Source organism: Metabacillus kandeliae, from assembly GCF_021166585.1.
GTDB classification, from domain to species: Bacteria; Bacillota; Bacilli; order Bacillales; family Bacillaceae; genus Metabacillus_B; species Metabacillus_B kandeliae.
Map to the genome: position 1 here is coordinate 21,799 of NZ_JAJOZE010000014.1, position 12,584 is coordinate 34,382.

Genomic DNA, 12,584 nt, shown 5'->3' on the forward strand with positions numbered 1-12,584 from the left:
GGAGCGTTAACCATGGCAGCAGGCAACAAACAAAACGGCATTACCATTTCACAGGGACAGACTTTTCCCTTAACAATAAAAAGACTCGGCATTAACGGAGAAGGCGTCGGCTATTTTAAAAAGCAGGTTGTCTTTGTTCCAGGCGCACTGCCTGATGAAGAGGTTGTAGTCGAAGCAACAAAGATTCATCAAAAGTTTGCAGAAGCAAAGGTGAAAAAAGTAAGGAAATCTTCCGCTCACCGCGTCACAGCGCCTTGCCCGTATTTCGGCAAATGCGGAGGCTGCCAGCTGCAGCACCTTGATTACAAGGAACAGCTCAGGCAGAAGCGCGATATTATCATTCAGTCACTTGAGCGCCATACAAAGCTGAACCCTGCGTCCCTTGATATCAGGGAAACGATCGGCATGGAAGTTCCGTGGGAATACCGGAACAAGAGCCAGTTCCAGGCAGGCGACAAAAATGGGGAAACCATCGTTGGATTGTACGGGCTGAATTCCCACCAGCTGGTCGCCATCGACCATTGCATGGTGCAAACCCCTGCGACAGATAAAGTCACACAGGGCATCAAGCAGATCCTGAAGGATTTCAGCATCCCGCCATACAATGAAAGAAAGCGGACAGGCCTTATCCGGACAGTTGTTACAAGGGCTGGCATTCAAACAGGACAAGTTCAGGTCGTGCTGATTACTGCTCAAAAAGAAATACCAAGAAAAAAGCTGATTATCGAAGAGATCAAGAAACGCTATCCCGAAGTCGTTTCGATCGTTCAAAACATTAACGGCGTTAAAACTTCAGCCGTATTCGGCGAAGAAACCGTGCACCTTGAAGGGGAAACCTTTATTCAGGAAACTCTTGGCAACCTGCAGTTTGAACTCTCTGCAAGAGCCTTTTTCCAGCTCAACCCAAGCCAGACCGTAAAGCTGTACGACGAAATCAAAAAAGCAGCTGTGCTCACAGGAAGCGAAAAAGTAGTTGACGCCTATTGCGGCGTCGGTACAATTGGGATGTGGCTTGCGGACGGTGCGAAGGAAATCAGGGGAATGGACACTATCCCGGCATCCATTGAAGACGCCAAAAAAAATGCCGCCAAGCATGGTGTGAAAGAAGCCAAATACGTAACAGGAACAGCGGAAAACTGGCTCCCAAAATGGGTCAAAGAAGGCTTTCGGCCTGACGTCGTTGTCGTCGACCCGCCAAGAACCGGCTGTGACAGAAAGCTGCTTGACACAATCAAACAGGTAAAGCCAAAAACCTTTGTTTACACATCCTGCAATCCATCTACACTTGCAAAAGATATACAGGAGCTGTCAAAGCACTACAAAGTGGAGTACATCCAGCCGTTTGACATGTTCCCGCATACTGCGCATGTGGAAAGTGTTGCGAAGCTTGTGCTGAAATAGGAAGCACAGGGACGGTTCTCATGCTTCCTAGCAGGTGTTTTCCTTACCTCCCCAGAATATTGTTAATGATAATAAATGACATAGAAAAGGGGCTGTGGTATGAAATATCTCCTTACATCTGCAGGCATTAAGAACAAGAGCATTCACAACGCATTAGCTGAGATGCTGGACAAGCCGATTTCTGAGGCCAGTGCTCTATGCATTCCTACTGCCGGGTACGCTAATCCGAACGGTGCGCGTAACTCATGGCTGTTCATCAGCGGACAGGCTGGAACACCGATGTGCGAGCTGGGCTGGAAGTCGATGGGGGTGCTTGAGCTCACTGCGCTGCCAAGCATTGATCAAGAGCTTTGGGTTACGATGGTAAAAGAGACCGATGTCCTGCTTGTCAACGGCGGTGACCCCCTGTACCTGAACTACTGGATGCAGCAGTCCGGATTCGCTGACCTCTTGCCGTCGCTTGATACAGTCTATGTCGGTTTGAGTGCAGGAAGCATGGTGATGGCTCCGCGCATCGGGGAATTCTTTGTCGGCTGGACTCCGCCTGAGGGCGGCGACGAAACGCTGGGTATAGTCGACTTTGCCATTTTCCCGCATTTGGATCACGAGATGCTGCCGTATAACACGATGGCATACGCAGAAAAGTGGGCCGCCGATATGAAGGGTCCGGCCTATGCTATTGATGACGAAACAGCCATCAAAGTTATCGACGGCGCAGTCGAAGTAGTCTCGGAAGGGCACTGGAAACAGTTTTCGATTTGATATTTTTCCATGAAAAAAGCAGAAACCCATGCGGTCTCTGCTTTTTTAGTTATTTAATATAGGGGAAGCGGAAGAACCGTCCCCATGCTTCCTGAAATTATTTTAAAAAACTAATTTAAAAACTTACTTATTCTAAAATCCCCTTTAACAACATGATTTTTCTTCTGTTTATAAAATACCCTGGTATGAATGCCAATTTTTTTCTTTTAAGTATAATGTTAAGATCGGAATTGACTTTTATCACCAATTTCGTTTAATAGCCTCCTAATTTTAAAAATGAATATCTTTCCAATTGAATTATACAAATAAAGTTATTTGACTAGTACACCAAACCATTCCAACTGTTAATTGGTGAATAAACTATTTGTATCTTTTTAGAAGGGAGGGAATTTTGTGCCTTGTTCCTGTGATAATACCTCATTGAAGCCTATTAATATTGTTTTTCCGGTTCCTAGATGTGTTAGCCGCATCGGAACTCCGGAAGTTTTGACGAGCTGCGCTGACATTGCGTGTACATCAGGATCCTGCGAACAATCTGTCACCTTTGAAGTGTGTCCGAATGATCCAGCATCAGAAGTGACCTGTCCTGTTACCGTCTATACACTTACCTTAACAGGAGAAACGGAATTTATCGTGCAAGTTCCTGTTTTTGGACAGGGAAGCTGCACTTTGCCGGCATTTCTTACTTTTCCGTTTACCATCAATATTGGAACGCAAACTTGTTTCTACTGCAGTCCTCAAACCTGTCCAACCAATTTTTGTACTCTATTATCCATAGAGAATCTTGCCATTACGTTTGATTTGGCTACTCATACCCTCAGAGTTGCAGGCATGCCGGTATTTAATTGTCCCGCTTTTGATGACGCTTGTGTATTGACAAGAGGCTACTATGCCAACCATCCTGACGTTTCGCAGCAGCTCTTGTCCCAGGCCGGAGGTCAAATCGTTCTTGGCACAGATAGCCAAGGGTTCAGTTTTACCGTTACATCTCAAAATATTATAGACGTACTCAGCGGGAGAGTGCCTGGACGGCCATCACCGCAATATCAGCAGCTCTATACACAGCTTCTAACAGCCAACTTAAACGTGCTAAACGGTGCTGGATGTTCTTTTGCAGAGTCAGTTATCAATTCCGCTAATGTATTCCTATCAAATCCGGTCCAAAATAATCCGCAGGCTTCTGCGATTCAGCAGCAGCTCGCCCAATATAATGAAGGCGATGCTGCGGGATGCCCGGGACACTGTCCATAAACAGAATCCCTTAGCGAATGGAAATTTTAAAATGAAAAGGGTTGAAAAACAAATGTGTGATCCAGCCTGTACTTGCGTGAATACTCCTTTGTCTCCTATTAATTTAACGTTCTCCGCTCCAACCTGTGTGAGAGAAATTGGAACGCCGACTTTAAATGTGAGCTGCGCAAATATTGAGTGTACTCCGGGGAACTGCACCCAAAATGTCACTTTTGAGGTTTGCCCTGGCACTCCATCTTCAGAGATTACGTGTGAGGTCTCAGTTTACACGCTGACATTTACAGGATTTAAGGAGTTTATTTTACAGGTGCCTGTCTTTGATGATGTAGGATGTACGCTGCCTCCATTCCTGACTTTCCAATTTGACATCAATATTGGCACACAGACTTGCTATTATTGCAGTGCTCAAGAGTGCCCTGCAAGCAGCTGCACTTTGCTCTCTATCGAAGATCTCACAGTCACATTCAATTCTGGTTCTCACGAGATTACGGTTACGGGGCAGCCAGTTTTTAATTGTCCACCGTCAGCATAAAACAAAAGCCGTTTGAAACTTAAAAAGTACAAGTAAAAAAATCTCCCAAAATGCGGAGATTTCTTTTTTTATTGCTTTTAGTTGAAAAAGTCTTTTACTCTCTTAAAAAAACTTTTCTTTTTCCTGGAGCGATTGCTGTCTTGCGGATGATGTGTTTCTTTCCCTTGTGCTGCTGCCGGAGCAGGAACGTCAGCGGCAACCCGCCCTCTTATCGCGTTATTTTTATCACCGCATCCACATCCGGCCTTTTTTATTTTAAATTCCTGCTGCTGCGGAATTTTGCTGCCTGTCTCCATCATTCTTCCCTCCCTCATTCTTCATATATTTATATGAAGAAAAAATGGAAGAGTATAGACAAACGTTCCTGCCCATCCATGGAAAGCTTTACACGCCTATAGAGATTAAAATGAAGAAATCGAACTTAAAAATACTGACAATGACAGGCTCTGGCGTATTAAAAATGTCATATAAACTTCATATAAATTTTACTGGATTACAGTAGAACGTCACACTTTAAACTAGTATATTTTAGATACTATTTGATGTGGGAGCCCTGATAAAGGATCGATTAAATAATAAACTGAAGGAGTTGAACACAGAAAGTACTCCCAGCCGCGGCACAAGCTGGCAGTGATCGAATAAACAGAACCAATCACAGCTCGACCGTATGATTTATCATTTCATCATGTATTTTCATAAAAAGGAGAGTTTATCTATGAAAAATAAGAGCTTGAAGCTGCCTGTCCCTGTGATTCTTGCCTTTTCCCTTTTGGTTCCCGCCAATTCATCGCCTGCTGCTGCAGAAGGAACGGATCAGCCGGTACACATCCACGAGATCCAGGGTGCTGGCCATACATCACCATATGTGAATCAGGCGGTTGCGGATGTACAGGGTGTGGTTACGGCCGTTGTCGATAAAAACAATTTCTATATGCAGGACCCCAATCCCGATGATGACACGAAAACCTCTGAAGGAATTCTTGTTTACAAAAAAGATCATGGAATGGCTCAAGGCGATTTAGTCAAAGCGAGCGGAACCGTTAAGGAATGGGTTCTGGATGGGTACTCTGATAAATTGCAGACTGACGCGCCTATAACGGAAATCAGTGCTTCAGCCGTAACAAAGGAAGCCCAGGGTGCAGAGCTTCCGCAGGCTGTCATTATCGGAAAAGACCGCATCGCACCGGACGAAGTGATCGATAATGATGGAATGAAGGAATTTGATCCTGAACAGGATGGGCTAGACTTTTATGAGAGCCTTGAAGGCATGCGGACAGGTGTGGAAAATGCGAAAGTTATTGCCCCTCAAAGCTACGGAGAATTGGTTGTTGTGCCAGGGTCGGCCGCAACCAATACAGTTCATGGCGGACTTCGGGCAACAAAAGAAGATTTTAACCCTGAACGGGTTTTCATCGACATAAATGATAGGAACTTTATAGCAAAGTCCGGCGACTCTTTTAAAGGGCTCATTACGGGTGTATTAAGCTACAGCTTCGGCAACTACAAAGTTTTAGCGGATAGAACGGCACTTCCTGAATTTGCAGAAGGAACGGCAAAAAGAGAAACAGTGTCTTTTAACAAAATAGAAGATCAGTTAACCGTTGCTTCCTATAATGTAGAAAATTTCTCTGCCGCAGATTCAGATGAGAAAGTTACGAAGCTTGCAGCAGCGATCGTTTCCAATCTGAAAAAACCGGATATCATCGGGCTGACAGAGATGCAGGACAATGACGGACCTCTTGACAGCGGACAAACCGCTTCAGATGAAAGTGCCAAAAAGCTGATTGATAAAATCAGGTCATTGGGAGGACCAAAGTATACATACACGGACATCGCCCCCGAAAATAATAAGGACGGCGGCCAGCCGGGAGGAAATATTCGTGTAGGATTTCTTTATAACAAAGACCGTGTCTCCATGACACCAGGTACAAAAGGAACGTCCACACAGGCTGTTGGATTTAATAAAGGAAAGCTGACACTGAACCCAGGCCGGATTGCCCCGGAAAATGAGGCCTTTGCAAACAGCCGCAAGCCGCTTGCAGCACAGTTTGAGTTTAAAGGAAAAAAAGTCATCCTTGTTGCGAACCACTTCAACTCAAAAGGCGGAGATCAGCCGCTATTCGGCAAAAATCAGCCGCCTGTACTCGGAAGCGAGGTGCAGCGCCACAAAATTGCCGGCATCCTTAACAGCTTTGTGAAAGATGTAAAAGCAAAGGACCCGAAGGCAAACATGATCCTGCTTGGGGACTTCAATGATTTCGAGTTTTCCAAGACATTTGATATTTTGAAGGGCTCTGAATTAAGCAACATGGTCGATAGGATTCCAGCAGAAAAGAGATTTTCTTATAATTATCAAGGAAACTCACAGGTTCTGGATCATATCCTTGTATCAAATAATCTCACAGATGCTACAAAGGCCGAAATCGTTCACATTAACTCTTCTTTCATGGAACAGCAGGGGAGAGCAAGTGACCATGATCCGTTAATTATTCAAACAAAATTAATAAAGTAACCAGGTTATAAGGGGCCATCCAACTCATGATGGCGCAGTCAAAGCAGTTAATTTTGGTATTTTTCCGTAAAAAAAAGCAGAGACCCATTTAATTCGGCCTCTGTTTTTTTAGTTATTTAATATTTAGGAAGCAAGAGAACCGTCCCCATGCTTCCTAGTTCTTCAACAAATAATTATGCAAGCCAAGCAGCCGTGCTTTAAATTCACTTGTGACTCTCTCGGAGTTGTAGGCACAAACAGAGAGAAGGTTGTTTTCTTCAACAATTCCTACTGCTTCGCTTTCAGCAGCTGTTAATTTGCTGCTTGCTTCTTCTTCATCGCGCCATTCCACATGGGCCCAGCTCCTGACATCAGCGCCTTTGGCAGAGTATCCTTCAATCATGTCAGGCAGGTATTCGAAAATGGAGTTGGAAGCAAAATCCCCCTTGGCATAGTAAAAATCAAAATTGTTAACCACTATGACTTTTAAAGATTGTTCTATGGTTAAAAGTGATGCTAATTTTCTTTTTATGATAGGAGCAATTCTGTCATTTTCTATTATGATAACATACTGATTTTGCTGTATTCCGGAAATAACAAAATCTACAATATGTGCAATATACAGATCCTCATTCTCAAAAAAATATAAAATATGGCCCTTCTTGACCGCCTTTAAATCCTTCACTTCTCTAACTAGAGCATTTTTCAAATTGTACTCCAAAATGTTTGACTTACTAACTGTGTATTAAATATAACATACCGCTTCAAAAAAGGTAAAAATAATACCTGTTTTGTTCATTACCATGTCATTTATTAGGAGCTTGAAGTGATAGAGCAGGCACATGATATTGAATTGCTGAAAATGGGTGAGGCTTAAGACTGCAAAAGCCGGGACTTTTGGTCCTGGCTTTTTTATTGTATGTTTGGCTTTCTTCATAAAAGGGTAAAGTATAAAACTGAAAAATTATCCGTAAATTAAAAATGATAAGGTCCGCCAGTCTCGGAACCCCATTCCATTAAAAGGAGAAGATCTATGAACATCCACTTTAAACAGCATAACGATCTGGCTATTATAAAGGTCTGGGGCAGGCTGGAGCGGGATATATCAGCGATATGCTATGATTCGCGTTTGATTTCCAGCGGTGCCCTTTTTGTGTGTATGAAGGGCGAAAATCACGATGGACATGCCTATATCAACCAGGCTGTCCTCCGCGGCGCTGCAGCGGTTGCAGGTGATGACCCCGCACAGCTCGAAGAAGCAGCCCTCCTTCATCCGGATACAACATTTCTTTATGTAAAAGATGCCAGAAGCTTTTTGGCCTATATCTCCATACTCTTTTATCGTGAAATACATAAAAAAATAGAGACAGTCGGTGTGACTGGTACAAACGGCAAAACGACTGTTGCAGCCTATGTGAAATCCCTGATGAACAACCTGGGAACACCCAGCGGCTATATCGGTACAATCGGCATGTATTCCTCCAAAGGAAAATTGAAGTTTAATCAAACGACCCCGACAACACCTGAATCTCATGACCTGCACGCTATCTTCACTGAACTGTACAATGAAGGCGACAGGCTGGCCGCGATTGAAGTAACTTCTGTGGCTCTTGAGCAAAAGCGGGTGGAAGGAATAGAGTTTGACGTTGCCATTCATACGAATCTGACTCCGGAGCACCTTGAGTTTCATCATACTTTTGAAAACTATAAAAAAGCCAAACTGAAGCTTTTTCAGCAGGCAAAGAAAGCAGTCGTCAACATAGATGATGACGGAATGGCCTCTGACATACTGGAGCTTTTTACAGGCCCTGTGCTCACCTACAGTCTTGACCCGGATTCAGAGGCTGATGTGAAAGCAGCAAATATCTGCATGGCAGGAAAAGGAACATCCTTTGATTTAATAGTGGACGGAGAAAATTACTTTGTGAGCTCACCTGTATTCGGACGCTACAATGTGGCGAATCTTCTTGCAGCTGTATGTGCTGCCATCCACAGCGGATACACCGTTCCAGAAATTCTGTCAGGCCTTTCCTTTATTGAAAGCCCTGAAGGAAGGCTTGAGGTACTGGAGCTTGGCGGCAGGACGATTATTCTGGATTATGCCCACACACCGCCTGCCCTCGACAATCTCTTAAAAGAAGTAAAGAAGCTGCCTCACCGCCGCTTGATAGCCATGATCGCCGGCATCGGCATCAGAGACAGGGAGAAAATGCCGAAAATGGCGAAGGCCATTGAGGGGCAGGCAGACGAAATCATTGTAACGGTCGACCACCCTGGCTACAACGATCCAATGGAGATTGTGAAGCAGGTGATGACAGGCTTCAGCAATCCGAATGCCCGAAACATTCACATGGCGCCGACCAGAATGGAAGGGGTCATTGCAGCCCTTGAAGTCAGCAGCGAACAGGACCTTATCCTTCTCACTAGCGGCTGCATCAATGGAGCGCAGCTGGTGAAAGGGAAAAAAATCCCTCATTCTGATAAAGATATTATCAGGGATTATTTTGACTATAGAAAACCAGTTGCTGTGAATTAAGCGGACGTAATGAAGGGCACCTTGTCAAACGGGTGTCCTTTTTCTATTTTTCCCTTATGATAGAAATCGGGAGGGGAACGATGTGAAGGTTATTTTATTTAGCCAAGCAGCAGCAGGGACTTTTAAACATGCATTAAAAAAAGAAATTTCCACCGGAAGTGTTCAGTTGATATCTTTTAGTGAGATTTTCTCAATAGGACCGATCAGGAAACTGCATGAAGAACAGGGGAAAAAGGAACGCCTCTTATGGCTGAGGGAAAACTTAAGAAACTTTTTTAAAGAGCTTGAGCTTCTGCAGACGAACCAGCTGGAGGCTATTGAAAATGGCAGTGAAGCGGCGATCCTCACTGCAGATAGCGCCCATGACCAGACTGGGCTCCGTTTTGCGTTATTTTTGCTAAAGAGTAAGGGATGCCGCTTCCGGGTGCTGAATGCCTCGCATGAAATAAACAAAAGCACCCCTGAAGGAGTCAGGTATGAAATCAGGAATACCGGCGAACTGTCCCCTGAACAGCATGCTTTGTTGTTTGAAAAAGTTCAGCAGGTTCCCCCGCTGAAAGAAGAGGAAATAAATAGGCTCGCAGATGAATGGCTTGCCATTTCTGAAGAAGGGGCCCTGCTCCGACTTTGGGAAAACGGCAGGATTGTCAGTGTTTCGGAAGATTATTTAGATGAGTTCATTTTGAAGCGGGCGAAAAAGGTTCATAGATGGAGAAAGAAATACATGGCCGCTGCAAGGCTGATCGGAGAAACCATCGGGCACCTTGATCAGTACATTGGAGACGATTTTATTGAATACCGCATAAGAAAGCTTGTAGAAAAGGGAGAATTGGCTTCAAGGGGCAGAATGGATGCGTTTGGATATGAAGTCAGACGCACGATTTGACAAATCGAATTAATTATACAGATTCCCTTCGAGATACAGCACCTTTTCAAATCAAAGAGGGCGGATCACACCGCTCTCTCCATAAATTTCATATACTGCCTCATAATTTGTCCAGTTTCTGCTATCCTGAAAAGTTCTAAAAATATCTAACTGAATCTAAAAATGTTGGAATTTTCAAATAAAACTTCCCGTTCTACAATTAGAATTAGAAAGATCATCCTTGGACAGATAAAATACATGTCCGAGTAAATGTAATCGCTATCATTATTCTTTTAAACAGGGGGAATGAAAGAGAATGCCTGGCAGTTTGCCCTTTATTAGAATTTCCAGCAGCAAAAGGGAAGCGGTAAACATGAAGGACCTTATCATAAGATACGGGTTCAGCAAATGAAGAGGAGGCCATGGGAATGGCAATGAAAAAAGGATGGATTAGTTTTTTATCTCTCTTGCTTGCCGCAGCCATTTTTTTGAGCGGATGTTCCAGCCAAAAAACAGAAAAGGTTCAATCATCTTCGTCTTCAGGTGATAAATCAATCACCGTACTTGTAGAAGGAGGAAGTCCCGCCTTTAAAGTAGCGAAAGAAACGGCGGAAGAATTTAAAAGCAAAACAGGCTACGAAGTGAAAATTGAATCCGTTCCCTATACAGGAGTTTACGACAAGCTGAAAGCAGAGGTCGCTTCAAGAGCAGGAGCTTTTGACGTGGCGACGATCGATATTCTTTGGTTTCCGGCTCTTGCAGGAGGATTGCTGCCGCTGGATGGACTGCTGACAGATCAAGTAAAATCCGATCTGTTTCCAGGTCTTGTTTCTGGAGGAAGCTATGAAGGCAAAGAATACGGGATGCCGGTCTGGACGAATGCGAAAAATCTTCTGTACCGGAAAGACCTGTTTGAGGACAGTAAGAATAAGCAGGCATTTAAAGCAAAGTATGGCTATGAGCTGGCTCCTCCGAAAACGTGGCAGCAATACAGGGATGCTGCGAAGTTCTTCACCAGTGATACGGATAAGGATGGGAAAATCGACATGTACGGCACTACGGTATTCGGAGCGAATAACGGCGATGCGGTTGCGAGCTGGCTTGATCATGCTGCACAAGCAGGGGCAAACCCGCTTGTGATTGACAAGGATGGCAAAGTGCTGGTCAATACAAAACCGTACGTTGATTCCCTTCAGTTCCTCTCAGACCTTCTGCGCAAGGATAAATCAGTGCCTCCTGGTGCGCTCGAAATGGCTTCAGCAGAAACTTCAGAACTGTTCTGGAGCGGCAAATCGGCTATGATGCTTGCCTGGGGCCACTTTTATGTGCCTTCAAATGATGCTAAGCAGTCAAAAGTAGCCGGAAAGGTCGGAAGTGCGCCGATGATTGCCGGCAGTGCCGGCATTGGGGCAGTGCCTGGACCGTGGTATCAGGTTATTCCGAGCTCCTCAAAAAAGCAGGAGGCAGCGAAGCAGTATTTGCAGTTCATTTATGAAAAGAATGAATTGTTTATGAAAACGCTTGGTGTTGCAGCGAGAAAATCTGTTTTTGAAAAGTACAGTACGATGAAGGGGTATGAACATTTGCAGCCATTAATGGAAACGCTGAAAGGGCCGCAAACCCAGAACCGTCCTGCGATAAAGGAATGGCAGCAAATTGAAAGCGAAGCGCTGATCCCTGCTGTACAGTACGTTCTTTCTGGTGAAAAAACCCCTCAGGAATCACTTGATTGGGCAAAGGAAACCATTGAAGGCATCCTGCCTCCAAAATAATAATTTGCTGAAAAAAATTCCATCTCCTCTTGGCAGCAAGCAAGAGGAGATTTCCATTAGAGAGGAGGCAATATCATGAAAATACGGCATGGGGCGCTGTCTGCTATGTTCTTTATGCCTGCCGGGCTGTTTATGCTGATTTTTTTGGTCTATCCGATTTTTCTTTTAGTGAAAAACAGCTTCTTTCAGGCTGATTTGCTTAACCCTGCCGCCGCAAAGTTTGTCGGATTGGCAAACTATACGGCAACTCTTTCTTCTTCAAGATTTCTTGCCGCGCTTTGGAATACCGTCGTTTATATTTTCTTTGCAGTCGGGGCTGAATTTTTGATCGGACTCATTCTTGCTCTTTTATTGAGCAGTGCCTTTAAAGGGAGCCAGCTGATCAGGACGGTGCTGTTAAGCCCGCTGATGATTGCACCGCTTGTTTCAGGGCTGATCTGGAAATTTATGCTGAATGATCAGTTCGGCATCATCAACTGGACCTTATACAAAATCGGCATCCTCAGAAGCCCGCATCAAATTCTGTGGCTATCGGATTCCAGGTTTTCCATCTTTTCAACGATCATGGCAGATATATGGCTTACAACTCCGTTCATGATGCTTGTTCTCCTCGCTGGCATACAGGGAATATCCAAAAGTTTGTATGAAGCAGCGGAAATTGATGGAGCCAGCAAGTGGGAAAAGTTCAGGTATATTACGGTGCCTGCCCTCATGCCGGTAGCTTCTGTTGCCCTCTTGATCCGGATTATTGATGCTGCGAGAACGTTTGATATCGTATGGGTTCTCACACAGGGAGGGCCTGGATTTTCTTCCGAGGTACTCAGCACTTATATGTACAAAACCCTGACGCGCTATGGCCAAGTCGGCCAATCCAGTGCCATGGCTGTCATATTTATTGTTCTCCTCCTTTTGATCAGCGCTTTCTTTGTAACAAAAATTTGGTCTCCGCAGAAAAAACATGCTTAATCTTTTAA

10 protein-coding genes are annotated in these 12,584 nt (G+C 44.5%); 8 read left to right on the top strand and 2 right to left on the bottom strand.

Going from position 1 to position 12,584, the window contains the following annotated elements:
- Positions 1-12: 12 nt before the first annotated feature.
- From rlmD to LRR81_RS19025, 3 genes are all read left to right on the top strand, one after another.
- Complete coding sequence (gene rlmD, locus LRR81_RS19015; RefSeq protein WP_231790989.1) at positions 13-1,401, top strand: 23S rRNA (uracil(1939)-C(5))-methyltransferase RlmD; 1,389 nt, start codon at positions 13-15, stop codon at positions 1,399-1,401.
- A 99-nt stretch (positions 1,402-1,500) separates the two neighbouring features.
- Positions 1,501-2,163 carry a Type 1 glutamine amidotransferase-like domain-containing protein gene (locus LRR81_RS19020; RefSeq protein WP_231790990.1) on the top strand — a complete coding sequence of 221 codons (663 nt, stop codon included), beginning with the start codon at positions 1,501-1,503 and terminating at the stop codon, positions 2,161-2,163.
- 393 nt (positions 2,164-2,556) lie between these two features.
- A complete protein-coding gene (locus LRR81_RS19025; protein WP_231790991.1) occupies positions 2,557-3,414 on the top strand; it encodes a hypothetical protein in 858 nt (285 codons plus the stop codon).
- A gap of 609 nt (positions 3,415-4,023) precedes the next feature.
- Here the strand turns inward: LRR81_RS19025 and LRR81_RS19030 are convergent.
- Positions 4,024-4,242, bottom strand: coding sequence for a hypothetical protein (locus LRR81_RS19030; RefSeq protein WP_231790992.1), 219 nt, complete (start codon positions 4,240-4,242; stop codon positions 4,024-4,026).
- Positions 4,243-4,661: 419 nt separating this feature from the next.
- Here LRR81_RS19030 and LRR81_RS19035 point away from each other — a divergent pair, with 419 nt between their 5' ends.
- Complete coding sequence (locus LRR81_RS19035) at positions 4,662-6,458, top strand: endonuclease/exonuclease/phosphatase family protein (protein ID WP_231790993.1); 1,797 nt, start codon at positions 4,662-4,664, stop codon at positions 6,456-6,458.
- 154 nt (positions 6,459-6,612) lie between these two features.
- Here LRR81_RS19035 and LRR81_RS19040 read toward each other — a convergent pair whose 3' ends face one another.
- The gene (locus LRR81_RS19040) at positions 6,613-7,146 is read right to left on the bottom strand and encodes an MEDS domain-containing protein (RefSeq protein WP_231790994.1); all 534 of its coding nucleotides are present in this window, start codon (positions 7,144-7,146) and stop codon (positions 6,613-6,615) included.
- Positions 7,147-7,470: 324 nt separating this feature from the next.
- On the opposite strand from LRR81_RS19040, the gene LRR81_RS19045 reads away from it, so the two are divergent.
- The 4 genes from LRR81_RS19045 (at position 7,471) to LRR81_RS19060 (ending at position 12,576) form a co-directional block, all read left to right on the top strand.
- Entirely contained in the window at positions 7,471-8,973 is a 1,503-nt protein-coding gene (locus LRR81_RS19045; RefSeq protein WP_231790995.1) for a UDP-N-acetylmuramoyl-L-alanyl-D-glutamate--2,6-diaminopimelate ligase, read from the top strand.
- Between the two features lie 82 nt (positions 8,974-9,055).
- Positions 9,056-9,859 carry a DUF1835 domain-containing protein gene (locus tag LRR81_RS21395; protein WP_231790996.1) on the top strand — a complete coding sequence of 268 codons (804 nt, stop codon included), beginning with the start codon at positions 9,056-9,058 and terminating at the stop codon, positions 9,857-9,859.
- Between the two features lie 407 nt (positions 9,860-10,266).
- The gene (locus LRR81_RS19055; protein ID WP_231790997.1) at positions 10,267-11,610 is read left to right on the top strand and encodes an ABC transporter substrate-binding protein; all 1,344 of its coding nucleotides are present in this window, start codon (positions 10,267-10,269) and stop codon (positions 11,608-11,610) included.
- 75 nt (positions 11,611-11,685) lie between these two features.
- Positions 11,686-12,576, top strand: a complete 891-nt coding sequence (locus LRR81_RS19060; RefSeq protein WP_231790998.1) for a carbohydrate ABC transporter permease — start codon at positions 11,686-11,688, stop codon at positions 12,574-12,576.
- Positions 12,577-12,584: the final 8 nt, after the last annotated feature.

Coding starts and splice junctions, on each gene's coding strand:
- rlmD (WP_231790989.1), top strand. CDS start 13: ATGGCAGCAGGCAACAAACAAAACGGCATTACCATTTCACAGGGACAG.
- LRR81_RS19030 (WP_231790992.1), bottom strand. CDS start 4,242: ATGGAGACAGGCAGCAAAATTCCGCAGCAGCAGGAATTTAAAATAAAA.
- LRR81_RS19055 (WP_231790997.1), top strand. CDS start 10,267: ATGGCAATGAAAAAAGGATGGATTAGTTTTTTATCTCTCTTGCTTGCC.
- LRR81_RS19035 (WP_231790993.1), top strand. CDS start 4,662: ATGAAAAATAAGAGCTTGAAGCTGCCTGTCCCTGTGATTCTTGCCTTT.
- LRR81_RS19060 (WP_231790998.1), top strand. CDS start 11,686: ATGAAAATACGGCATGGGGCGCTGTCTGCTATGTTCTTTATGCCTGCC.
- LRR81_RS19020 (WP_231790990.1), top strand. CDS start 1,501: ATGAAATATCTCCTTACATCTGCAGGCATTAAGAACAAGAGCATTCAC.
- LRR81_RS19045 (WP_231790995.1), top strand. CDS start 7,471: ATGAACATCCACTTTAAACAGCATAACGATCTGGCTATTATAAAGGTC.